A 24,570-nucleotide genomic window follows, 5' to 3' on the forward strand; every position below is an offset into this window, starting at 1 on the left:
CACCTGTGTGGATTGTCGGACAAGGACGAGACCACAGAGCCTATGCCCCGAAGGCGTCACGGGACACTGGACACATGCGACAAAAAATAAGACGATCCAGCCGTCTGGTGACCACTTTCCCCTATAAGAATAAATGAAATTATGTCTAACCAAATCTCCACGCCGTTGCGGCGCGTCAGCATTTTGGCCATTGATCGGGTATTCGCTTCCACCCTCATGCAAGCCAAGGATTTCTTCCATCTCGCCAGCCTGCGCCATGGCAAACAGCAAGGCCTGGGCCTGACCCCAGGGTTCGAAACGCGCCTGGTCAGCCCCGACGGCCAGTCCGTGCGCAGCTTCAGCGATGTGATCATGCCGGTGGACGGCGGCCTCGAAGACGCCGACATCATCGTGCTGCCGGCCTTCTGGGACGACTTCGATGCGTTGTGCACCCGCTACCCCCAGGTGCTGCCGTGGCTGCGCGAACAACATGCTCGCGGGGCTGTGCTGTGCGGCGAGGCCACCGGGGTGTTCTGGCTGGCCGAAGCCGGGCTGCTCGATGGCAAGGAGGCGACCACCTACTGGCGCTTCTTCAATGCCTTCAGCGAGCGCTTCCCCAAGGTGCAGCTCAATCAGGACAAGCACCTCACGGACGCCGACAACCTGTACTGCGCCGGCGGCACCACCTCGGCCTGCGACCTTTATATCTACCTGATCGAACGCTTCTGCGGCGCCAACATCGCCCAGGCGGTGGCCCGCGACATTCTCTATGAGGTGCAGCGCAACTATTCACCGGGGCGGATCGGGTTTGGCGGGCAGAAGCTGCACCAGGATGTGATCATCCTGCAGATCCAGCATTGGCTTGAAGAGCACTTTGCCGACAAGTTCCGCTTTGAAGACGTCGCCCGGGAACACGGCATGAGCATCCGCAACTTCATGCGCCGCTTCCAGACCGCGACCGGTGACAAGCCGCTGCATTACCTGCAACGCCTGCGTATCGAGACCGCCAAGGGCCTGCTCTCGGGCAGCCGCAAGAGCATCAAGACCATCAGTTATGAGGTGGGTTACGACGATGCGAGTTTCTTTGCGCGGTTGTTCAGGCAGCACACGGAGTTGTCGCCCAACCAGTACAGGCAGCAATTCCAGCAAGCCGCCTGACCCTGGTTGAACGCGGAAAAAAATGTGGGAGCGGGCTTGCTCGCGAATGCGGACTGTCAGTCGACTTATTCATCAACTGACAGATCTCATTCGCGAGCAAGCCCCACATTTGATTTATAGCGTGCTTAAGGCTTGTGCCCGCGCGACAGGAACTCGTGGGACTGCATTTCCAGCAGGCGACTCAGGGTGCGCTGGAATTCGAAGTTCAAGCGACCACCCGTATAGAGGTCCTTGAGTTCGACTTCCGCCGAGATGATCAGCTTGACGTTACGGTCGTAGAACTCATCGACCATGTTGATGAAGCGTCGGGCGATATCGTCGGTGGTCACGCCCATCTGTTCCACACCACTCAAGATCACGGCGTGGAAGATCTTGCCCAGCTCGATGTAATCGTTCTGGCTACGCGGCCCATCGCACAGCTGGCGGAAATCGAACCAGGCCACGTCATCGCAGGTGCGCAGCGCGATGATTTCGCGGTTCTCGATCATCAGCTTGTCGTTTTCCACCGCCTGGGTGCATTCCGGTGTCAGCGCACGGAAGCTTTTCTTCAGGCTTTCGTGTGCGGCTTCGTTGAGCGGGAAGTGGAACAGCTCGGCTTGCTCCAGGTGACGCAGGCGGTAGTCGACGCCGCTGTCGACGTTGACGATATCGGTGTTCTGCTTGATCAGCGCAATGGCCGGCAGGAAGCGCGCACGTTGCAGGCCGTCCTTGTACAGGCCATCGGGCACGATGTTCGACGTGGCCACCAGGGTCACACCGTTCTTGAACAGTTCTTCCATCAGCGTGCCGAGGATCATGGCGTCGGTGATGTCGGAGACGAAGAATTCATCGAAGCAGATCACCCGGGCCTCTTGGGAGAAACGCTTGGCAATGATGGTCAGCGGGTTTTTCTCGCCCGGCAGGGTCTTCATCTCTTCGTGCACGCGCTTCATGAAGCGGTGGAAGTGCGTACGTACCTTTTCCTTGAACGGTAGTGCTTCAAAGAAGGTGTCTACCAGGTAAGTCTTGCCCCGGCCCACGCCGCCCCAGAAATACAGGCCCTTGACCGGCGTGTGGTCTTTCTTGCCAAACAGCTTGCTGAACATCCCTGGTTTGCTTTGCGACGCGGCCACGAGGTCCTCGTACAGGCGCTGCAAATGACGCACGGCATTTTCCTGGGCCGCGTCGTGGAAGAACTCGGGGCGTTTCAGATCAGCTTGATATCGTTCTAGGGGCGTCATAATTTCGTTAGCAAGGCAACAAAAACGGGCCGACACTGTAACGACGGCCCTGGATAATGGCAATCAACCCTTGGTCGGGTTAATCCTCGATTGGGGCTAACGCAGCGCGCAAGGCTTCGATGGCCGCGTCACGCGAAGCTTGGTCGGCGTACTCGGCGCTGTCAGCGACTGCGGCGCCGTCCAGCCACACGCTGAAGCTCAAAGCCTCGGCGCGCACGTCCAGCGCATCACCACTTTGCAGTTGCTTAGTCACCGCGCCGGCCGCTTTGCCATCGGCAAAGTTGCGCGACAGCAGCAGTTGCTCACCATCAGCGGCCAGCAGGCGGAAGCGGAAGCTGCCGTCAGCTTCACGGAAGCTCACAAACCGCGCAGCCTTTGCCGCTTTCTTCTTGGTGGCGACCGGCGGCGCCGCCTGGTTGACGAACGAACGCAGGCCCACCGCCTCACGCAACTCGGCCAGAAACGGTGCCGCCACAGCGCGGGCCTTCTTGGCGCCGACCTGCAGCAGGTCTTCCATGTCCGATGGGCGCGACATCAGTTGATGGTAACGCTCGCGTGCTTCGCCGAGCTGGCCGTCGAGCAGTTGGAACAGACGGTTCTTCGCCTCGCCCCAGCCCAGGCCTTCTAACAAATGACCACGGAATTCGGCTTCCTGGGCCTTGGTCGCGAACGCCTGGTACAGGGTGAACAGGTGCGAATTGTCCGGGTCCTTGGCTTCGCCTGGGGCACGGGAGTCGGTGACGATCCGCGAGATCGCGTCCTTCATGTCCTTGGCGCTGGTGAACAACGGGATGGTGTTGTCGTAGCTCTTGGACATCTTGCGACCATCCAGGCCCGGCAAGGTGGCCACGCTTTCTTCGATCAACGCTTCGGGCATGGTGAAGAATTCTTTACCGTTGCCGAACAGGTGGTTGAAGCGCTGGCCGATGTCGCGGGCCATTTCCACGTGCTGGATTTGGTCGCGGCCCACCGGCACCTTGTGCGCGTTGAACATCAGGATGTCCGCCGCCATCAGCACCGGGTAGCTGTACAGGCCCATGCTGATGCCCGCATCCGGGTCTTCACCGTTTTCGACGTTCTTGTCCACCGAGGCCTTGTAGGCATGGGCGCGGTTGAGCAGGCCCTTGGCGGCAACACAGGTGAGCAGCCAGGTCAGCTCCGGAATTTCCGGGATGTCCGACTGGCGGTAGAACGTCACCCGGTTCACATCCAGGCCACCGGCCAGCCAGGTCGCGGCGATTTCCATACGCGAGCGCTGGATGCGCTGCGGGTCATCGCATTTGATCAGGGCGTGGTAGTCGGCCAGGAAGTAGAAGGAGTCGGCATTCGCGTCTTCGCTGGCGAGGATCGCCGGGCGAATCGCACCGGCGTAGTTGCCCAGGTGCGGCGTGCCGGTGGTGGTGATGCCGGTGAGGATACGGGTACGGGTCGTCATGGGTGATCGCTTGTCATCAATTCGAAAGGCGTGGCAGCACCAGATCCTTAAGATCGGTCAGCTTGCCGTGAAAAAAGTGTCCGCATTCTGCCACTTTCAGCAACTCATGGGGGCGTTTCAGGGCGGCGGACCAGGCGTAGACCACTTGCGGATCGACCACTTCGTCGCTTTCCGGTTGGATCAGGGTCAACGGGCAGCCTTGGGGCAGCACGTCCGACTCGCCCAGGCGCATCACCGCCGCAGCCACCATGAACAAGTGCGCGAGCTTCTCGCCCTTGGCTTCCAAACGCCCGCCGAGACTGGCAGCCACGTAACCACCGAAGGAGAAACCCAGCAAGGTGATCGGCAGGTCCGGGTGCTTTTCCCGCAGCCAGGTGGCGGCCGCTTCAGCATCGTCGACTTCACCGCTGGCCATATCGTGAGTACCGGCACTGGCACCGACGCCCCGGTAATTGAAACGCAAAGTAATCAAACCCGCGTCGCGGGCGGTGCGTTGCAAGGTCGAGACGACTTTATTGAGCATGGTCCCGCCCTGCACCGGGTTAGGGTGGCAAACCAGCGCCAGGCCACGTGGTTCGGGGTGATCCAGGTACAAGGCTTCCAATTGGCCCACCGGGCCATCGATCAAAACGGGGGTTTCACGCATGAGCAAGGATGAACTCCGTGACCTCTCAAGGGGTCGACTCGTCTAGCTAAAAGTCTGTGCATGGCATCATTGCGAGCTTAATCGCGGTATACAGCGCAGGTTTGAGCCGTTAACGTAAAGCAAAGCCGTTTATAGAGGAAGGACTCGTGGAACACTCGCTCTTAGTTTGGTTGTTGCCGACTCTTGCCCTGGTTGCCGGTGTCGCCATTGGTTTCCTGGTTGCCCGCCTGCTGCCGAATGCCGCGCCTAACCGCACGCAGCGTCAGTTGGATGACATTCAGGAACGTTTTGACAGTTATCAGAACGAGGTTGTTACCCACTTCAACAGCACCGCGACCCTGGTCAAGAAGCTCACCCAGAGCTACCAGGAAGTACAGGATCATCTCGCCGATGGCGCTAACCGCCTGGCCCTCGACGACATCACCCGCCAGCGCCTGCTGGCAGCGCTGCATTCCGATGCACCGCAACCCCCACGGGAACGCCTGACCCCGCCACGGGAAAACCAGGAGCCACCACGGGACTACGCGCCAAAAACGCCGAACGCCCCAGGCATGTTGGATGAGCATTACGGCTTGAAGAAGTAAGTCATCTTCGAGCAATAAAAAAGCCCGGCTGATCGATGATCAGCCGGGCTTTTTTGTTGGGTGCCTGAACCACCAGACAACCCCGCCCCCTGTGGAGCTGGCTTGCCTGCGATGGCCATAGGTATCTACACAACTTTGTAGCCTGTAGCAGCCGACGGTAACCACGATGCGAAGCGAGCCGCTCTTGATCTTGATCTGCTCTTGATCTCAGGCGCCCCGTCAAACCACGCTGGCCGGAATTCGACAGGGATTTGGGGGGGTAAACCGGCAGGGATGCCGGTTTAGCCGCCCCGCGCCATGGATGGCGCGTGGCGGCGGCCCCCCAAATCACTGGCGGATTACGGGCACACCGAGCCTAGGCGAGGTGCCGAGTGGTGGGGCAAGAGCGCTTTGCTTACTTTCGCGCTTTTCGAAAGTGAGCCGCCGTCAGGGCGGAACCCTAGGTGGCCGTTACCTAAATAACGGATATGTACCCGGTCCAACTGTGTTGACTGCCAGGCCGCCATCGCAGGCAACCCAGCTCCCACATTTAACTCTCGGTGCGTCAGTTAGAACAGGGTCGGCTATCCAGTCGTCACGGGAGCAAGCTCCCTCGCCACAGGTCCAGCGTCTCACCAAAGTTTGTGTAGATACCTATGCTGCGATAGCGGTGTGCCCGTTGACACACCTGCCTCAGACACCCCACCAATTGTAGGAGCGGACAAGAGCTCAAGTGAGTTGTTGCTCCTGCAACCGCCCACCGTCAATGCGCACATGCCGCCCGTGGAAACGCTTGAGGCTGCTGCGGTGGCCAACGCTGACGATGCTCAGTCCCGGCAGTTCATCAATCAACGCCTGGTACAGGGTTGCCTCGTCTTCTTCATCCATCGCCGAGGTCGCTTCGTCCATGTACAGCCATTGCGGCGCAAACAACAACGCACGGGCAAAGGCCAGGCGCTGTTGCTCGCCGGGCGAGAGCATGCGTTGCCAGTGGTTGGCTTCATCCAAACGGCTGACCAGATGGGGCAGGCGACAGGTTTCCAGCACCTGTGCATAACGTTCTGGCGCATAGACGCTGTCGTCCTGTGGATAACTCAACACGGCCTTGAGCGTACCAATCGGCAAGTAAGGCTTTTGCGGCAGGAACAGGTAGCGCGTCGCCGGCAGGCGGATGCTGCCATGCCCGGCGGGCCACAGATGCCCCATCGCCCGCAGCAACGTGCTCTTGCCGCTGCCGGAACGCCCGCTGAGCATGACGCGCTGGCCAGGCTCCACGGTCATGTCGGCGTCGGTGAGCAAATGGCGGCCATCGGCCAGGTCCATGCCCAGGTCTTGGATCACCAGGCGCTCGCCTTCAGGGCGCACGTCGATCGCCGGCGTGCGTTGCTCGTTGTCGCTCATGGCTTGCTGGAAACTCAGCAGACGGTCGCTGGTGGCGCGCCAGGTCGCCAGCTCCGAATAGGCGTTGATAAACCAGCTGAAGTTCTCTTGTACGTTGCCGAACGCCGAGTTGATTTGCATCAGCTCGCCCAGCTCGATCTTGCCGGTGAAGTAGCGCGGCGCGGCGACGATAAACGGGAAGATGATTGCGATCTGGCTGTAGCCGGCGGTGAAAAAGGTCAGGCGCTTGGACACTTTCATGATGTCCCAGAAGTTCTGCCAGACCTTGCCGAAGCGCGAACTCAGGCGTTGCCTTTCATTCGGCTCGCCGTTGTACAAGGCGATACTTTCGGCATTCTCACGCACCCGCACCATGGAAAAACGCAGGTCCGCCTCAAAGCGTTGTTGCTGGTTGCTCAGGCCAATCAAGCGCCGGCCGATCAGGTGCGTCAGCCAACTGCCCACGGCGGCGTACAGCAACGCACACCAGAACATGTAGCCAGGGATGGTGACGCCGAACACTTCGATGCTGCCCGAGACACCCCACAGGATGATCGAGAATGACACCAGGCTGACCACGTTACGCAGCAAGCCGAGGCCCAGGCTCAAGGTGCCGGAGGTGAAGTTGTTGAGGTCTTCGGAGATCCGCTGGTCCGGGTTGTCGGTGTAGCCGCCCTGCTCCATCTGGTAGTAATTCTTGTGGGCGAGCCACCGGCTGAAGTGTTTTTCGGTGAGCCAGGCGCGCCAGCGGATCGTCAGCATCTGGGTCAGGTACAGGCGGTACACCGCACCGAGTATCGCCACCGCCGCGATCCCGCCGAAATAGCCGATCAGTTGCCAGAAGGCCGCGGTGTCCTTCTTCTCCAGGGCGTTGTAGAAGTCCTTGTACCAGTGGTTGATCCACACGGAGATCGCCACGCTGAACAGCGACAGGCCAATCACTGCGGCTAGAAGCAGCCAGGCCCTGCCCTTCTCTTCGCTGCGCCAATAGGGTGTGATCATGGCCCAGGTTCGGCGGAAGAATTGCCCACGCACCGCATCGTTGACCGCGCGGTATTCAGCGTTCTGATTCATCGTTCAGGCTCGGTAGGAAAAGAATGACAGGCGTTTGAACCGATCATAGGTGATCGGTTCGTGCGTCCGTGCAGCCTGAAGCGGGTTGTTCAGTCGCCGTTCAGCGTCGTACCGGGCGCTTCTGCAGCTTGCGTTGCAGCGTGCGGCGGTGCATGCCCAGGGCGCGGGCGGTGGCCGAGATATTGCCTTCGTGTTCGGTCAACACACGCTGGATGTGTTCCCACTGCAGGCGGTCCACCGACATCGGGTTTTCCGGCACCAGGGTGTCGAGGTCGGCATGCTCGGACAGCAAGGCGGCCAACACGTCGTCGGCATCCGCCGGCTTGCACAGGTAATTGCAGGCGCCGCGCTTGATTGCCTCGACGGCGGTGGCGATGCTGGAGTAACCGGTGAGGATCACCACGCGCATTTCCGGGTCAAGTTCCAGCAGCTTGGGCAGCAGCACCAGGCCCGAGTCGCCGTCCATTTTCAGGTCCAGGGCGGCGTAGTCCGGCAGGTCGGCCTGGGCGATGGTCAGGCCCTCTTCGGCAGAGCCTGCGGTGCTGACGCGAAAACCGCGCCGGCTCATGGCGCGTGCCATCACGCGGGTAAAGGTCGCGTCGTCATCTACCAGCAACAGGTGCGGCAGTTCTTCGCCTTCGACTTGGATCTCGTCACTCATCGATATCTCCTCGTGCGACACGGGGCAGGCGCAGCTCGGTGAGCGTGCCACCTTCCTCATGACTATAGAGCTTCACTGAGCCGCCCGCGCGGGTCACGCTGGCCTTGCTCAAAAACAGGCCCAGACCGAAGCCTTTGCCCTTGGTGGTAAAGAAGGGTTTGCCGATCTGCTCGGCAATGGCCAACGGCACGCCCGCGCCATGGTCACGAATGCTGATGGTGACGTTTTCGGCGTCCCAGTCCAACTGCACACCGAGGCCTTCAGGGCAGGCGTCGGCTGCATTGTTCAGCAAGTTGAGCAGCGCCTGGGTCAGGTCTGGCGGTGGCGCCATGCGCGGTACGCTGCCTTGGCCCAGCAGGTTGAAACGGTAACTGGCTTCGGGACGCATCAGGTGCCAGCGGTTGAGCGCCTCATCGAGCCACTGGGTGACGTCTTGCATTTCGACCGCCAGACGGCGATTGGCTTCGGCGGCGCGCACCAGTTGCTGGAGCGTCAGCTTGCACTGTTTGACCTGCTCCTGCAGCACGCTCAAATCGTCCTGCAGGGCCGGGTCGTGATGGTCCTGGGTCATTTCCTTGAGCAGCACGCTCATGGTCGCCAGCGGCGTGCCCAACTCATGGGCGGCGCCGGCGGCCTGGGTGGCGACGGCCAGCAACTGCTGGTCACGCAGGCCCTCTTCCCGGCGAATGGCGCGCAGTTCTTCCTGGCGGCGCAGTTCTTCGGCCATGCGTGCGGCGAAGAAGGTAATGACTGCCGCCGACAGGGCGAAGCTCAACCACATCCCGTAGATCTGCAGGTTTTCCCGGGCGATGGGGAATGTCTGCAAGGGGTAGAACTGCGCCAACAGCAAGGTGTACAGCGTCAGCGCGATGCCCGACAGCACCACCGAATAGCGCCACGGCAGGGTCACGGCGGCGATGGTCAAAGGCACCAGGTAGTAGGAGACAAAGGGGTTGGTGGAACCGCCGGAGAAGTACAGCAACACGCTGTGGATAAACAGGTCACAGGCCAGTTGCAGGGCGTACTCAAGCTCGGTCACAGGCCAGGTGGTACGCAATCGTATGGCGGTGAACACACACAATACGGTGGAAAAACCCAGGGTCACGGCCAGTTGCAGCCAGGGCAGCGGCAGCAGGTCGAACCAATAGGCAAGCCCGACGGAACCGGCCTGTGCGGCCAATACCAGGGTGCGAATGAACGTCAGGCGCCAAAGGTTCTGGCGAGTGGCGGAAGTCAGTTTTACGGCGGCGAGCATGAGCTCTCCCGTTGAGCGCTGCAGGCGGATCGGCACGAGTATAAACGAAGCAGACCGGCTGGCACGGCGTGTGTGGCTCTTTGACGCAGGCCGGGCAAATGACCGTTCGTCGCCGCCCGCATAACTTGTAGGTAATGTGTAAACCCGAAGAACCCAGTGCCAACGTCTACAGTCTTACCGAGCACGACTATCTCAAGGAGCTTCCATGTCTCGTTTCATTCGCAGTGCAGCCATCATTACCCTCAGCGCCAGCGCCCTGGCCAGCCTGCCGGCCATGGCCGCCGATGCATTGCATTACAACCAGATCTCCCTGCGCGCCGAAGCCAGCCAGGAAGTGGCCCGCGACAAGATGATCGTCACCCTTTACACCGAATCGCAAAACGCCGACCCGGCCAAGCTCGCCGCCGAAATCACCACCACCCTGAACCAGGCCCTGGGCCAGGCCCGCGAGGTCAAAGGCGTGACCTTGCGCCAGGGCAGCCGCAACAGCTACCCGATCTACGACAGCAAGAACCAGAAGATCACCGGCTGGCGTGAACGCGCCGAGCTGCGCCTGGAAAGCGCGGACTTCCCGGCGCTGTCCAAACTCACCGGCGAGTTGTTGAACACCTTGAAAATGGACAGCATGGACTTCGCCATCGCCGACGCCACCCGCAAGGCCAGCGAAGATGCGCTGCTCAAAGACGCGGTGGCGGCGTTCAAGGCGCGCGCGCAACTGGCTACCGATGCACTCGGCGGCAAGGGCTACAAGATCGTCAACCTGAACTTCAACACCAATGGCTACCCGATGCCCTACGCCCGCAATGGCGGCATGATGATGAAAGCCGCCATGGCCGATTCAGCGCCGACGCCTGAAGTGGAAGCCGGCACCAGCCAGGTCACTATGAGTGCCGACGGCGTGATCGAAGTTTTACAGTAACTTTTTTAGACAGGACAGAGGCGCAGCCCCACGGGGCGTGCGCCTTTTTTTTGCGTTGGCGCCACGTCATATCCAGCAGCATATCTGGCAGGAATCAAGTGCCCGGCTTTCACGACTCAATTACTGCCATAGCTACCAGGGAGGGCTGTGCTGGCATTTATTCACACAATGAGAGCCGAATTCATGTCCCTATCAATCAATCCAATACCCTCTGCATCACTGCATCCGACACCGAGCACTCAAGCGCAGACGCCACCCGCAGTCCCGCCAACAGCCAATCCCGTCCAACCCGACGAAACAGCACTGCTCAAGGCCTACCTCGAGGCCGCACAGCGCAAGGTGTTACACGGCAATGCCGGGCTTATAACCGTCCCGCCCCAAAGTACCCTGGGTCAATGGCTCGGGCTGTATCGCAGGCTTTTGGAAAACTCCGTTGTCCAGAGCTGGCTGCGCGCACAACACTTCGCTCCAGACACCCTGCTTTCAATCAACCCCTCTACCGGTACCTTGTCGGCCGAGGTCGAGGGCAAAACCAAAACCTTTCAACTGTCGGATACCTCAGGCTGGGGGCAAGTTTCAGGGCCATTGCTGGACGCCGCAAAAGTTATCGCCCCTGGCAATAACGGTGATTTGCGTGTGAGGCTGCGCGAGGACTCCATACAGGTCAGCGCAAAAGTGGTGGCCAACTTTGAAGGCGTTTCCCTGCCGCAAACACTGACACAGGCCCGTGCGCAAATCAGGCACCTGGAACATAAAGACACCTTCGACCCTATCCCCGCCGATGACCACCTGCGCCCTGCCAGCAGCCGCTCGGCACAGGCGCTGCTAGTGCAACAACACAACGCCGCCAGGTACTACAGCACCGCACCACAGGCCTTGGCTTACAAGCGCCTGGCGGTTGAGGTCGCCAACAACCTGCCCAATACGCGGGCAGAAGCCAAGAAGTGGGCGGATGACCTGCTGCTCAAACTCACGGGCAAACCTATCGACTCCGACACCGTCTACTTGAATCGCTTCAAAGGCGGCGAAAGCGCGGACACGGCGACCGGCTGGGAACACACATTCCAGGAGCCCTGGTCTTCGCTGCGCTTGCCCGACGCCCTGCTGAAAAACTTCTCCGAGCACGACTGGGTGCCTGGCAACCTCGACCTCGACGCGGGTTTGTATACCCAGCCTGCCGGGCAAAGCGAAAACGGCGGCTACGGAAAACACAATCAAATCGACCTCAAGCCGTCCCAAGTGATGCACGAAAGCTGGAAAACCGACTTTCAGACCCAGATGACCCAGAAATTCGACGCGTTCTGGAGCGCGCATACCGATGACTACCAGACGGTAATCAAGGGCGAGTTTGTTTCCCAGGCCCGAGAACAACTGAAGAGCGCCGAAGCCGGGTCATCTGCTGAGCGAGCGTTACAAGCCCCCGAACATCAGTTCACCCGTGGCGACTACAGCCTGGTAATGGCGGCGGCAAACAATATTCCACTCGACGAAAACACCCCCCTGAGCCTTGAACAGCTGCAGGCTAAAGCGCCAGTAAACAGCACCCCCCAAGTGCATGCCCTTGATATCCACGGTTTTATATCCAGCGACATTCTTCGATTCAGCAACGACGACGCTGGCCGGCAAGTGCTCTACCTACCTGGAGCCAAACCGGCATTTCTGCGCTTCGACTCCTTGGACAAGCTCAATCAATGGGTGATTGACCAGACCAAGGACCCGAAAAAAAGCCAGTCGCTGCTCGCGCACTTCTCGTTGGCTGATCGTCAGAACCGTAAGCCTGGCGTTCTCATACAACTGGCAAGCGGGTTCGTACCGGGCGGGAGCTTTACAGGTATTAGCGACACGCAAGATGGCCTGGACGCCCTCTTCAAGAAAATGGCCGCCGACGCTCTGAAAACACCGCTGAATAAAAGCAGTCAGTCAAAGATCGAGGGGGACGTGTTTTCCACCCTGGCAACCGCTGCCAAACAACGCATGACGAGTGATACCGACGTTGTCGTCAAATCCAACAGCGAAGTGACGCGGGACACATGGCTCAATGACATTACCGTGGCCGCGGGGTTACTGGCCAAGCTTGCTCCCATCGCAGCACCGGTCACCGGTGCCGCAGTAATTGCCGGGCTGACCGAACTGGGGCTGGGGTTCGAACAATCCGCGTCCGGAGACACCGAGGCGGAACGCGACAACGGGGCCTCCCGAGCACTCGATGGTGTGCTGAACACATTATTTTCCATCGGGGCGAGTACCGTCCCTGAAGATCCTTTTGCACTGCCGCCGAAGAAAGAACTGCCGGTGAGAAACCCGCTTGCTCAACCACAAATCACCAAAATTGAAGAACCAAAACCCGGGCCATCCAGCGGTACTCAGGTGGTCAACGACGCGGGGGCTCCGGCGCCAAAATCCCGCCCCCTACTGCCGATGGCGCCCTATGCTGTCCCCGAGGGTGAACAGTTGATAAAGGATGCGCCCCGCGACGCGCTGGGTGTCTACCGAATATCCGACAGCCAGGGAGCACTGCGCCAATTCGTGCGCCTTACCGATGAGACGGGGGCGAGCAAGGTATTTGAGATATCGGGGCGTTACCGCACCGGCGATGTGTTTGCCAGAGTCATCAACCCTGATAACGGCGCGGGACTGATGATCATCACACCCGGGCGTGATGGAGAGTGGGCCCGTGCCCAGGGCGATGGCGGGGTGAAGTGGCAGTGGCCGTGGCCGCGAACTGAGTCCCCGACACTCAGTAACGATATAAAAACCCCTGCACAGGTATCGGATAATTTTATTGAGTTAGACGGTACCAAAATGAAAGGCGCTGACATATTCGACAAGTATTTCAACGTTGAAGAGCAAGCGAACTATAAATATGGCATCAGCGTCGAGGAGGATAACGGTGTTTTAAAGAATCGCCCTGTCTTTTCTTGGACAGCCGACAGCGGGGACTTCACGGTATCCGCATCGGAAAGAGCCTCCTCATCCCCGTTCGGTACCAGCAATTACTCCGAACAATTTATCAAAGACATCAACCGAGACCCTTACACAATAAGGCGCCCTGGCCTGGAGAACGTTGAAATCGACATATCTCGGCAGATAGCAGGAATGACTATCCCCAATAACTTAGAAGAGCCGATTCGTGAGGGGCTTATAAGGGACGGGATCGATAAATTTGAGCACATCGTGCCCGATCCTGACATGCGAGCGGCAATTTCAGAGGTAGCTCATCAAGGCTCTTCCGCTCCTGTGTGGTTTGAATTGCAGCCTCCCCGAGTGAAGCCCGGCTTTAGCAGCAATGTTGGCAAAAGGCGGTACGTCATCGACTACAACCCTTTAAAAAATGAGACAGAGGTCACCATAACCACCCAATGGCACCTGAAATATGCGGTTAGAGGTGAGTCCACCCTCGCCGATGACGTGAACATAACAGCCACTCGAACGTTCACCCTTCGTGAAAGTAATGAAATAGATGGCCAGCCCGTTACAATCGACAAATCGGCTCCCATCCGGATAGAAGTCTCCCCCCGCATAAACGTATCTCCTACCTAAGCCAGCTGAACGGCGGTAACCTCGGTCACCGCCGTTTTCGTTTGGGCAGCTTTAATATGCCCGCCATTTCAGGGGTCTTTATGCAAAGAATCGCCGTCAAGCCACTGCTCCTCGCCGCAAGCCTTGTGGCCTTTATGCCGATGGCCCAGGCCGCCACGACGCTGGTCTACTGCTCCGAAGCCAGCCCCGCCGGCTTCGACCCCAGCCAGTACACCAGTGGCACCGATTTCGATGCCTCCGCCGAAACCGTGTTCAACCGCCTGACCCAGTTCAAGCGCGGTGGCACCGAGGTGGAGCCTGGTCTGGCGACGAGCTGGGATGTTTCGAAGGATGGCCTGACGTACACCTTTCACCTGCGTGAAGGCGTCAAGTTCCACACCACCGACTTCTTCACCCCGACCCGCGATTTCAACGCCGATGACGTGCTGTTCACTTTTAATCGCCTGCTCGATGCCCAGAGCCCGTTTCGCAAGGCCTACCCATCCGAGTCGCCCTACTTCACCGACATGGGCTTGAACACCACGATCAAGAGCGTCGAAAAACTCGACGAGCACAGCGTGCGGTTCAACCTGAACACGGTCGATGCTTCGTTCGTGCAAAACCTGGCCATGAGTTTCGCCTCGGTGCAATCGGCCGAATACGCCGCCCAACTGTTGAAAGAAGGCAAGGCCGAGCAGATCAATCAGCAACCGGTCGGTACCGGGCCGTTTGTGTTCAAGCGCTATCAGAAGGACTCGCAGATCCGCTACGTGGCCAATAAACAGTATTGGAAACCCGAGGACGTGAAGCTCGACAACCTGGTGTTCGCCATCACCCCGGACGCCGCCGCACGCCTGCAAAAACTCAAGGCCGGCGAATGCCAGGTCAGCGGTTACCCGCGCCCCGCCGATATCGAGGTGATGAAGCAAGACCCCAACCTGCGCGTGTTGCAACAAGCAGGCTTCAACCTGGGATTTTTGGCCTATAACGTGACTCACCCGCCGCTGGACCAGCTCAAGGTGCGCCAGGCCCTGGACATGGCCATCGACAAGCCCGCGATCATCAAGGCCGTGTACCAGGGCGCCGGGCAATTGGCGCAGAACGCACTGCCTCCCGCGCAGTGGTCTTATGACCCGAACATCCAGGACGCCCCCTACGACCCGACCAAGGCACGGTTGCTACTAAAAGAAGCAGGGGTTGCACCAGGTACCACCATCAACCTGTGGGCAATGACCGTACAACGCGCCTCAAACCCGAATGCGCGGATGTCCGCACAAATGATTCAACAGGATTGGGCCAAGGTCGGCATCAAGGCCAACATCGTCAGCTATGAGTGGGGCGAATACATCAAGCGCGCCAAAAATGGCGAGCACGATGCAATGATTTATGGCTGGACCGGCGACAACGGCGACCCCGATAACTGGCTGGGCGTGCTCTACAGTTGTGCCGCGGTCAAGGGCAGCAACTACGCCAAATGGTGTAACCCGGCCTACGACAAGCTGGTGCAGCAGGCCAAGGTCAGCAGTGACCGTGAGCAGCGCATCAAGTGGTATCAACAGGCACAGAAAATCCTTAAGGAACAAGTACCTATAACGCCTATTGCGAACTCGACGGTTTTCCAGCCTATGCGCAAGCAAGTGCAGGACTTCAAGATCAGCCCGTTTGGGCTAACGCCGTTCTACGGTGTGGGTCTAGATAAGTAACAGCCGCGCCCCAACCGAGTGCGCTAGACGCCTCGGCTGGGCTTTTTTGGTGCGCCATTTGCACCGAAAAAACCCTCCAAACAAGCACTTTTGTGTCGAAACTTTCATAATTGCGACATTCCTGTACGTTCGTACCACAGTTTTCCCTTTGCAACCGCTCTGCATCTTGCATTGGGTATGGCGCCTGCATAAGTATCCGCAGGCCGACTCACGAGGTCGCCCTCACCACCAAAAATGACAACAAATCATGAGGCCAACATGCTTAAACACGCAGTCCTTCCGTTATTAGTGAGCGCTGGCCTTATGGCCGCAGCCCCCGTAGCCCTTGCGGCAACTAACCTGGTGTTCTGCTCCGAAGGGAGCCCGGCCGGTTTTGATCCAGGCCAGTACACCACCGGAACAGACTTCGATGCCTCGGCCGAAACCATGTTCAACCGCCTGAGCCAGTTCGAACGTGGCGGCACTGCCGTCGTTCCTGGCCTTGCCACCAGCTGGGACGTTTCCCCGGATGGCCTGACGTATACCTTCCACCTTCGCGAAGGCGTCAAGTTCCACACCACCCCGTACTTCAAGCCTACTCGTGAATTCTCGGCTGACGACGTACTGTTCACCTTCAACCGGATGATCAATAAAGACGATCCATTCCGTAAGGCCTACCCCACCGAGTTCCCGTACTTCACGGACATGGGGATGGACACCAACATCAAGAACATCGAAAAAGTCGATGACCACACTGTCAAGTTCACCCTTGGCACCGTGGACGCCGCGTTCATCCAGAACCTGGCCATGAGCTTCGCCTCGATCCAGTCCGCCGAATACGCTGCGCAGCTGTTGAAGGAAGGCAAGCCTGCCGACATCAACCAGAAGCCGGTCGGCACTGGCCCGTTCGTGTTCAAGAGCTACCAGAAAGATTCGAACATTCGCTACACCGGCAACAAGGACTACTGGAAACCTGAAGACGTGAAGATCGACAACCTGATCTTCGCTATCACCACTGACCCGTCGGTGCGTATCCAGAAGCTCAAGAAAAACGAATGCCAGATCACCCTGTTCCCACGTCCGGCCGACCTCAAGGCGCTGGGTGAGGACAAGGACCTGAAACTGCCGCACCAGGCCGGTTTCAACCTGGGCTACATCGCCTATAACGTCATGCCAGTACTCAAGGGCCAGACCGCCGCGAACCCGCTGGCTGACCTGCGCGTCCGTGAAGCCCTGGACATGTCGGTGAACAAGCAGCAGATCATCGACTCCGTGTACCAGGGTGCCGGCCAGCTGGCAGTCAACGCCATGCCGCCGACCCAGTGGTCCTATGACAACACCATCAAGGATGCCAAGTACGATCCTGCCAAAGCCAAAGAGCTGCTCAAGGCCGCTGGCGTCAAGGAAGGCACCGAGATCACCCTGTGGGCCATGCCGGTTCAGCGCCCCTACAACCCCAACGCCAAGTTGATGGCCGAGATGCTGCAGAACGACTGGAAACAGATCGGCCTGAAGGTCAACATCGTCAGCTACGAGTGGGGCGAGTACATCAAGCGCTCCAAGGGCGGCGAGAACCAGGCCATGATCATTGGCTGGAGCGGCGACAATGGTGACCCGGACAACTGGCTGAACGTGCTGTTCGGCTGCGACTCGCTGTCGGGCAACAACTTCTCCAAGTGGTGCGACAAGAAATTCGACGGCATCGTGAAAGAAGCCAAGGCCACATCGGATGTCGCCAAACGCACCGAGCTGTATAAGCAGGCGCAACATATCCTCAAAGATGCAGTCCCGATGACACCTATCGCGCACTCGACGGTGTATCAACCCATGCGTAATACCGTACAGGACTTCAAGATCAGCCCGTTTGGCTTGAACTCCTTCTACGGCGTTAGCGTCAGCGGCAAGTAAGGATCAATAACGGCGACGTTTCATAACGTCGCCGTTATTCCATCCGCCTGGACCTTAGGAAACAGACTACGTTTGCAAGCGTTGCCGTCTTACAGCAATGAACTGCGACCCGTGCCTCCGTTGCCTACAAGGTCAGTCAGAATTGACGCATTTACTGCAAGGTCAGCGCCCCATAAGGTCGTAGGACAGCAGCGGCATCATTCTGGTGAAGGGCACTTGCTGTGTGTGGGATCAGTGAGGTCTGCCTGGCTGCACGCCAGCAGGAAGGCTCGCTGTTGATAACTACAAACAAGGACCGGGAACGTCATGCGCCATACAACCGTTGTATCCGCTCTGTTTGCCACCAGCCTGCTGGCCGTGGCCACGATGGGCCAAGCCGCCGAAAAGAAGAGCCTGGTGTTCTGCTCCGAAGGCAGCCCGGCAGGGTTTGACACTGCGCAATACACCACCGCCACCGACAACGATGCGGCGGAGCCTTTGTATAACCGTTTGGTGGAGTTCGAAAAAGGCGCCACCGACGTCGTCCCTGGGCTGGCAACCAAGTGGGATATCTCCCCGGATGGCCTGACCTACACCTTCCACCTGCGTGAAGGGGTGAAATTCCACAGCAACAAGGAATTCAAGCCGACGCGGGACTTCAACGCCGACGACGTGCTGTTCACCTTCAACCGCATGCTTGACCCCGACCATCCGTTTCGCAAGGCCTACCCGACCGAGTTTCCGTACTTCAACGGGATGAGCCTGAACAAGAACATCGCCAAGGTCGAGAAAACAGGCCCCTACACCGTGGTGATGACCCTGAACACGGTCGACGCCGCGTTCGTGCAGAACATCGCCATGAGCTTTGCCGCGATCCTCTCGGCCGAATACGCCGAGCAGTTGCTCAAGCAAGGCCGGCCCAGCGACATCAACCAGAAGCCGATCGGCACTGGCCCGTTCGTGTTCCAGCGTTACCAGAAAGACTCGCAGATCCGCTACGTGGGCAACAAACAGTACTGGGACCCGAGCCGCGTCAAGCTGGACCAGTTGATCTTCGCCATCAACACCGACGCCTCGGTACGCGTGCAAAAACTCAAGGCCGGCGAATGCCAGGTGACCCTGCATCCACGCCCCGCCGATGTCGAAGCCCTCAAGGCCGACCCGAACCTGCAGCTGCTGACCAAGCCGGGCTTCAACCTTGGCTACATCTCCTACAACGTGCGCCACAAGCCGTTCGATCAGCTTGAAGTACGCCAGGCGCTGGACATGGCGGTGAACAAGCAGAGCATCCTCAACGCCGTGTACCAGGGCGCCGGGCAACTGGCGGTCAACGCCATGCCGCCGACGCAGTGGTCTTACGACGACAGCATCAAGGATGCCGCCTACAACCCGGAAAAAGCCAAGGAGTTGCTCAAGGCCGCCGGCGTCAAGGAAGGCACCGAGATCACCCTGTGGGCTATGCCAGTGCAGCGCCCGTACAACCCCAACGCCAAGCTGATGGCCGAGATGCTACAGAACGACTGGGCCAAGATCGGCCTCAAGGTCAAGATCGTCAGCTATGAGTGGGGCGAGTACATCAAACGCACCAAGAACGGTGAGCACGATGTCAGCCTGATCGGCTGGACCGGCGACAATGGTGACCCGGACAACTGGCTCGGCACCCTCTACAGCTGCGACGCCATCGGCGGGAACAACTACTCCATGTGGTGCGACCCGGCGTACGACAAGCTGATCAAGCAAGCCAAGGTCGTGACCGACCGCGAACAAAGGACTGTTCTGTACAAACAGGCGCAGCAACTGCTCAAGCAGCAGGTGCCGATCACGCCTATCGCCCACTCGACGGTCAACCAGCCGTTAAGCGCCAAAGTCGAAGGCTTCAAGGTAAGCCCCTTCGGCCGCAACGTGTTCTCGGGCGTCAGCATCAACCCATAAGACAATAACCGGATGGCGGGGAGCGAAATCGGCTCCCCGGCAAACGTGCAGGCTTTTGTTGGGAAATTTCCTACGCCAAACGTTTGCAATGGCTTGAACGAGTTCCACACCCAATAGCCGGATCACCCAAAAAGACCGGCATTAAAAAAGAGAACCAAAGGAGCTTCACCCATGAAACTGAGCAGCAAAGCGCTTCTGGCCTTGGCCATCAGCAGCATCACGGCCACCGCCTACGCTGAAACGCAAAGCCAGGACTTCGTTCCTACCACCCTGGCCGGCACCAGCGCCCAAAGCGAGGCCAAAGGCTTTATCGAAGATTTCAGCCTGGGCGGCACCACGCGTAACTGGTACTCCCATGAAAGCAAATACCGTGGGGGCACCTTCTCGTACCAGAAGCACGGCCAGACCCTGACCGACCGCAACCGTACCAACTGGGTGCAAGGCACCATCCTCAACGCCAGCTCGGGTTTCACCCAGGGCACCGTTGGGGTCAAGACTGAAGTGGCGGTGTACAACGCCCTGGTGCTGGACCGCAGCAAGCGTGATATCAAGGGTGGCTCCAACCGTACCCTGGCCGACTCCAACGGCGACGCTGTCGACCAGTGGAGCAAACTGGGCCTGGCCAACGTGCAATTCCGTGTGTCCAACACCACACTGACCGCCGGCCGTCAGAACTTCAGCAGCGGCATCGTCGACACCATCGGCAACCGTGCCCTGCCTTCCAGCTTCCAGGGTGTGAGCTTTAACAGCGAAGAGTTCAGCAACCTGTCGTTCCAGGGTGGCGTGTTCGACCGCGTTTCGCCACGTAGCGAGCAGAGCCTGTCGAAATTCCGCAGCGAATACGGCAACGGCGCAGAAACCGACAAAGTGTCGACCCTGGGTGTGAACTACCAGCCGCTGAAAAGCCTGAAGACCAGCTTCTTCGCCGCCAACGTGAAGGACTTCTGGAACCAGTACTACTTCGGCGCCACCCACGAGCTGGGCGACGCGCAGCAGTTGGGCCTGACCACCGGCTTCAACTACTACAAGACTGTCGATGAAGGCAAAAAAGAGATGGGGGAAATCGACAACGATACCTTCTCCCTCTCCCTGGGCCTGACTCACCAGGCACACAGCCTGACCTTCGGCTACCAGCAAGTGAACGGTAACGAGTACTTCGACTACCTGCACGAAACCAACGGTATCTACCTGGCCAACTCCCTGACGTCTGACTTCAACGGCCCGAACGAGAAATCCTTCCAGATCGCCTATGCCATCAACATGGCTGAATACGGCGTACCTGGCCTTAAGTTCAACGCCTACTCGGCACGCGGCTGGGGCATCGACGGTACCCACTACACCGGCAACAATGGCCGGGCCAAGTTTGCCTATGACGGCATCCAGTCCCAGGACGGCGAGAAGCACCAGGAATACGGTGTAGGCGCCTCTTACGCGCTGCAGAGCGGCCCACTCAAAGCCACCACCGTGCGCGCAACCTATGTTGAGCACCGTGGCAGCGAGTTCCAGTCCGACGGCAGCATCAAAGAGTTCCGTCTGGTTACCACCATCCCGTTCAACATCCTTTAATTAGTGCCAGGCAGGCGGCGAGCTCAGGACGAGCCCGCCGCCTACGCTTTTCTGGCTCCATCGATTGCAGAGGGCTCTGAATGAAAATGCTCCCACTACAAGCCGCCATGGCCGCTGCGCTGTTGAGCGTGGCGATCGGCGTTTCGGCCAAACCGCTGGTGGTCTGCACCGAAGCCAGCCCGGAAGGTTTCGACCCGGTCCTGTACACCACTGCCGTGACCGCTGACGCCGCCGCTGAAACCATGTTCAACCGTCTGGTGGACTTCAAGCCCGGCACCACAGAAGTGGTGCCTGCCCTGGCCAAAGACCTGCCGGAAATCAGCGCCGATGGCCTGACCTATACCTTCCACCTGCGTGACGACATCAAGTTCCACACCACCGACTATTTCAAACCCACGCGCAACCTGAACGCCGATGATGTGCTTTGGAGCTTCCAGCGCCAGCTGGACCCGAATCATCCGTGGCATAACAAATCTCTCGTGGGTTACCCGTATTTCGAAAGCATGGGTTTCAAGGAACTGCTCAAGAGCGTAGAGAAGACCGATGATCACACCGTCGTCTTTACCCTGACCCGCCCAGAAGCTCCGTTCCTGGCCGATCTGGGCATGGCATTCTCTTCAATCCACTCGAAGGAATACGCCGACCAGTTGCTCAAGTCCGGTAAAACTGAAGACCTCAACGCCAAGCCTATCGGCACTGGCCCATTCGTCTTCAATCGCTACCAGAAAGATGCCCAGGCGCGCTTCAAGGCCAACCCGGACTACTTCCGCGGCAAACCGGCGGTCGACCCGCTGATTCTGGCGATCACCACCGATAACAACGTGCGCCTGCAAAAGCTCAAGGCCAACGAATGTCAGATCGCGTTGTTCCCCAAGCCGGATGACATCCCAAGCATCAAGAAAGATCCGAACCTGAAAGTCGATGAACTGGCTGCGATGACCACCAGCTACACCGCATTGAACACCACGCGCAAATACATGAGCGATGCCCGGGTACGCCATGCGATTAACATCGCGTTCGACAAGGCAGGTTACACCGAAGCCCTGTTCGGCAAAGGCAACGCGGTAGTCGGCACCGGCCCCTACCCACCGACCTTGCTGGGTTTCAGCGAAAAACTGAAGAACCCACCCCGTGACCTGGACAAGGCCCGCGCCCTGCTCAAGGAAGCTGGCGTACCGGAAGGCACAGAATTCACCCTGTTCACCCGCAACGGCGGCGGCCCAACCAACCCCAATCCAATGCTCGGCGCCCAGCGTATGCAGGCGGATCTGGCGCAGGTTGGCCTGAAGGTCAATATCAAAGTCATGGAATGGGGCGAAATGCTCAAACGCGCTAAAAACGGCGAGCACGACATGGTTTCGGCGGGCTGGGTCGGTGACAACGGCGACCCGGATAACTTCCTCACTCCGAACCTGAGTTGCGATGCGGCGAAAAACGGCGAAAACTACGCACGCTGGTGTAACAAAGAGTTTCAGGACTTGATCGACAAGGCTCGTGCGGAAAAGGAACCGGCCTTACGGGCTGCGCTCTATGAACAAGCACAAGATGTCTTCGAGAAGGACCAGCCATGGCTTCCAATGGCTTACCCGAAACTGTTCACCGCCATGCGCAAGAACGTAGAAGGCTTCACCCAAAGCCCTCTGGGTACAAATAACTTCGCCACCACCCAGGTGAAGTAAATAAGAAAAACGCTCGGCACCGTCGACATTGACGGTGCCGGACCTGCCTAACCGGCTGATTGAGGTACACACCAAGATGTTTAGTTTTATTGCCCGCCGACTGGGGTTATTGATCCCCACGTTCTTCGGCATCACGTTGCTGACCTTTGCGTTGATTCGCATGATTCCAGGCGACCCCGTAGAAGTCATGATGGGCGAGCGACGGGTTGACCCCGAAATGCACGCACAGGCAATGGAGCGCCTTGGCCTTAACAAGCCGCTGTATGCGCAATACCTGGACTATGTCGGCAAGCTCGCCCAGGGCGACCTTGGCGAATCGCTGCGTACGCGCACCAGCGTGTGGACCGAGTTCACCGCCCTCTTCCCCGCGACCCTGGAACTGTCCATGGCCGCGCTGTTGTTCGCCGGTATCCTGGGCCTGTTGGCCGGGGTGATCGCGGCACTCAAGCGAGGGTCCCTGTTCGACCATGGGGTGATGGGCATCTCCCTGGCGGGGTATTCGATGCCGATCTTCTGGTGGGGCCTGATCCTGATCATGTTCTTCTCGGTGAGCCTGGGCTGGACCCCGGTTTCCGGGCGTATCGACCTGCTCTACGACATCGAGCCGCGCACCGGTTTCATGCTGATCGACACCCTGCTGGCCGACGAGCCGGACGCGTTCTGGGATGCGTTGCACCACCTGATCCTGCCGGCCATCGTGCTCGGCACCATCCCGCTGGCAGTGATCGCGCGCATGACCCGTTCGTCGATGCTCGAAGTGCTGCGTGAGGACTACATCCGTACCGCCAAGGCCAAGGGCCTGTCGCCGGCTCGCGTGGTGTTCGTGCACGGCCTGCGCAACGCGCTGATCCCGGTACTCACCGTGGTCGGCTTGCAAGTCGGCACACTGCTGGCCGGTGCGGTACTGACCGAAACCATCTTCTCGTGGCCCGGCATCGGCAAATGGCTGATCGAAGCCATTGGCGCGCGGGACTACCCAGTGGTGCAAAACGGCATTCTGCTGATCGCCTGCCTGGTGATCCTGGTGAACTTCGTGGTGGATATCCTCTACGGCTTCGCCAACCCACGCATCCGTCACCAGCGCTGAGATCATGACCATGACCACACCTACTCAAGTGTCAGCAGTCGATCAGAGCCTGCTGTACCCGTCCCCGTACAAAGAATTCTGGCAAGCCTTCTCCAAGAACAAAGGCGCGGTTGCCGGCCTGCTGTTCATGTTGCTGATCGTGTTCTGCGCGATCTTCGCTCCGTGGGTTGCCCCGCATAACCCCAGCGAGCAATACCGCGACTTCCTGCTGACCCCGCCGGCGTGGCTGGAAGGTGGGCAGATGCAGTTCCTGCTGGGCACCGACGAACTGGGCCGTGACTTGCTCTCGCGCCTGATCCAGGGTTCGCGCCTGTCGTTGCTGATCGGTTTGTCATCGGTGGTGATGTCGCTGATCCCGGGCATCCTGCTGGGCCTGTTCGCCGGGTTCTTCCCGCGCTTGCTCGGCCCGACCATCATGCGCTTGATGGATATCATGCTGGCCCTGCCGTCGCTGCTGCTGGCTGTGGCGATTGTCGCCATCCTCGGCCCTGGCCTGATCAACACCGTGATCGCCATCGCCATCGTGTCGCTGCCGTCCTATGTGCGTCTGACCCGCGCGGCCGTAATGGGCGAACTGAACCGCGACTACGTGACTGCCGCCCGCCTCGCTGGCGCCGGCCTGCCACGCCTGATGTTCATCACCGTGCTGCCTAACTGCATGGCGCCGCTGATCGTACAAGCGACCTTGAGCTTTTCCTCGGCGATTCTCGATGCCGCGGCCCTGGGCTTCCTCGGCCTTGGCGTACAACCGCCAACCCCTGAGTGGGGCACCATGCTGGCTTCGGCCCGAGACTACATCGAACGCGCCTGGTGGGTGGTGAGCCTGCCTGGCTTGACCATTTTGCTCAGCGTGCTGGCAATCAACTTGATGGGTGACGGCCTGCGCGACGCGCTGGACCCGAAACTCAAGAACGCCGCCTGAGGAGAT

At 59.2% G+C, this 24,570-nt stretch carries 17 protein-coding genes; 11 read left to right on the forward strand and 6 right to left on the reverse strand.

Features of this window, described 5'->3' with window-relative positions:
• Positions 1 to 216: 216 nt before the first annotated feature.
• Entirely contained in the window at positions 217 to 1,137 is a 921-nt protein-coding gene (locus PSH76_RS23365; RefSeq protein ID WP_186607426.1) for a GlxA family transcriptional regulator, read from the forward strand.
• Positions 1,138 to 1,262: 125 nt separating this feature from the next.
• On the opposite strand, the gene zapE is transcribed toward PSH76_RS23365, so the two are convergent.
• The 3 genes from zapE to PSH76_RS23380 all read right to left on the reverse strand — a co-directional run bounded on the left by zapE (position 1,263) and on the right by PSH76_RS23380 (position 4,438).
• Positions 1,263 to 2,357: a cell division protein ZapE gene (gene zapE, locus PSH76_RS23370; RefSeq protein WP_032893582.1), complete on the reverse strand. Its 1,095-nt coding sequence runs from the start codon at positions 2,355 to 2,357 to the stop codon at positions 1,263 to 1,265.
• A gap of 79 nt (positions 2,358 to 2,436) precedes the next feature.
• Positions 2,437 to 3,792, reverse strand: coding sequence for a tryptophan--tRNA ligase (locus PSH76_RS23375; RefSeq protein WP_305492996.1), 1,356 nt, complete (start codon positions 3,790 to 3,792; stop codon positions 2,437 to 2,439).
• 16 nt (positions 3,793 to 3,808) lie between these two features.
• Entirely contained in the window at positions 3,809 to 4,438 is a 630-nt protein-coding gene (locus PSH76_RS23380; protein WP_032893584.1) for an alpha/beta hydrolase, read from the reverse strand.
• 146 nt (positions 4,439 to 4,584) lie between these two features.
• Here PSH76_RS23380 and PSH76_RS23385 point away from each other — a divergent pair, with 146 nt between their 5' ends.
• On the forward strand, positions 4,585 to 5,022 hold the full coding sequence (locus PSH76_RS23385) for a YhcB family protein (RefSeq protein ID WP_032893585.1): 438 nt from the start codon (positions 4,585 to 4,587) through the stop codon (positions 5,020 to 5,022).
• 708 nt (positions 5,023 to 5,730) lie between these two features.
• On the opposite strand, the gene PSH76_RS23390 is transcribed toward PSH76_RS23385, so the two are convergent.
• From PSH76_RS23390 to PSH76_RS23400, 3 genes are all read right to left on the reverse strand, one after another.
• Entirely contained in the window at positions 5,731 to 7,455 is a 1,725-nt protein-coding gene (locus PSH76_RS23390; RefSeq protein ID WP_305492997.1) for an ABC transporter ATP-binding protein/permease, read from the reverse strand.
• A gap of 100 nt (positions 7,456 to 7,555) precedes the next feature.
• Complete coding sequence (locus PSH76_RS23395) at positions 7,556 to 8,116, reverse strand: response regulator transcription factor (RefSeq protein ID WP_003171731.1); 561 nt, start codon at positions 8,114 to 8,116, stop codon at positions 7,556 to 7,558.
• Positions 8,109 to 9,371, reverse strand: coding sequence for an ATP-binding protein (locus tag PSH76_RS23400; protein WP_003188495.1), 1,263 nt, complete (start codon positions 9,369 to 9,371; stop codon positions 8,109 to 8,111). Before PSH76_RS23400 ends, PSH76_RS23395 begins: the two co-directional genes overlap by 8 nt.
• Positions 9,372 to 9,576: 205 nt before the next feature.
• Here PSH76_RS23400 and PSH76_RS23405 point away from each other — a divergent pair, with 205 nt between their 5' ends.
• The 9 genes from PSH76_RS23405 to PSH76_RS23445 all read left to right on the forward strand — a co-directional run bounded on the left by PSH76_RS23405 (position 9,577) and on the right by PSH76_RS23445 (position 24,564).
• Positions 9,577 to 10,290 (forward strand): SIMPL domain-containing protein, encoded by a 714-nt coding sequence (locus PSH76_RS23405; protein ID WP_032893587.1) that lies wholly within the window; start codon positions 9,577 to 9,579, stop codon positions 10,288 to 10,290.
• Between the two features lie 183 nt (positions 10,291 to 10,473).
• Complete coding sequence (locus PSH76_RS23410; protein ID WP_305492998.1) at positions 10,474 to 13,830, forward strand: dermonecrotic toxin domain-containing protein; 3,357 nt, start codon at positions 10,474 to 10,476, stop codon at positions 13,828 to 13,830.
• Between the two features lie 80 nt (positions 13,831 to 13,910).
• Positions 13,911 to 15,512 (forward strand): ABC transporter substrate-binding protein, encoded by a 1,602-nt coding sequence (locus tag PSH76_RS23415; RefSeq protein ID WP_032893590.1) that lies wholly within the window; start codon positions 13,911 to 13,913, stop codon positions 15,510 to 15,512.
• A gap of 258 nt (positions 15,513 to 15,770) precedes the next feature.
• A complete protein-coding gene (locus tag PSH76_RS23420; protein ID WP_138761289.1) occupies positions 15,771 to 17,399 on the forward strand; it encodes an ABC transporter substrate-binding protein in 1,629 nt (542 codons plus the stop codon).
• 366 nt (positions 17,400 to 17,765) lie between these two features.
• Positions 17,766 to 19,310, forward strand: coding sequence for an ABC transporter substrate-binding protein (locus PSH76_RS23425; RefSeq protein ID WP_370874668.1), 1,545 nt, complete (start codon positions 17,766 to 17,768; stop codon positions 19,308 to 19,310).
• A gap of 171 nt (positions 19,311 to 19,481) precedes the next feature.
• Positions 19,482 to 20,876 carry an OprD family outer membrane porin gene (locus PSH76_RS23430; RefSeq protein ID WP_003188488.1) on the forward strand — a complete coding sequence of 465 codons (1,395 nt, stop codon included), beginning with the start codon at positions 19,482 to 19,484 and terminating at the stop codon, positions 20,874 to 20,876.
• Positions 20,877 to 20,956: 80 nt separating this feature from the next.
• Positions 20,957 to 22,555, forward strand: a complete 1,599-nt coding sequence (locus PSH76_RS23435; RefSeq protein WP_032893592.1) for an ABC transporter substrate-binding protein — start codon at positions 20,957 to 20,959, stop codon at positions 22,553 to 22,555.
• Positions 22,556 to 22,631: 76 nt separating this feature from the next.
• Positions 22,632 to 23,642, forward strand: a complete 1,011-nt coding sequence (locus tag PSH76_RS23440; protein ID WP_003171721.1) for an ABC transporter permease subunit — start codon at positions 22,632 to 22,634, stop codon at positions 23,640 to 23,642.
• A gap of 10 nt (positions 23,643 to 23,652) precedes the next feature.
• Positions 23,653 to 24,564, forward strand: a complete 912-nt coding sequence (locus PSH76_RS23445) for an ABC transporter permease subunit (RefSeq protein WP_003188486.1) — start codon at positions 23,653 to 23,655, stop codon at positions 24,562 to 24,564.
• Positions 24,565 to 24,570 lie beyond the last annotated feature (6 nt).

The sequence above is a fragment of the Pseudomonas sp. FP215 genome, from assembly GCF_030687795.1.
Classification (GTDB): Bacteria; Pseudomonadota; Gammaproteobacteria; order Pseudomonadales; family Pseudomonadaceae; genus Aquipseudomonas; species Aquipseudomonas salmasensis.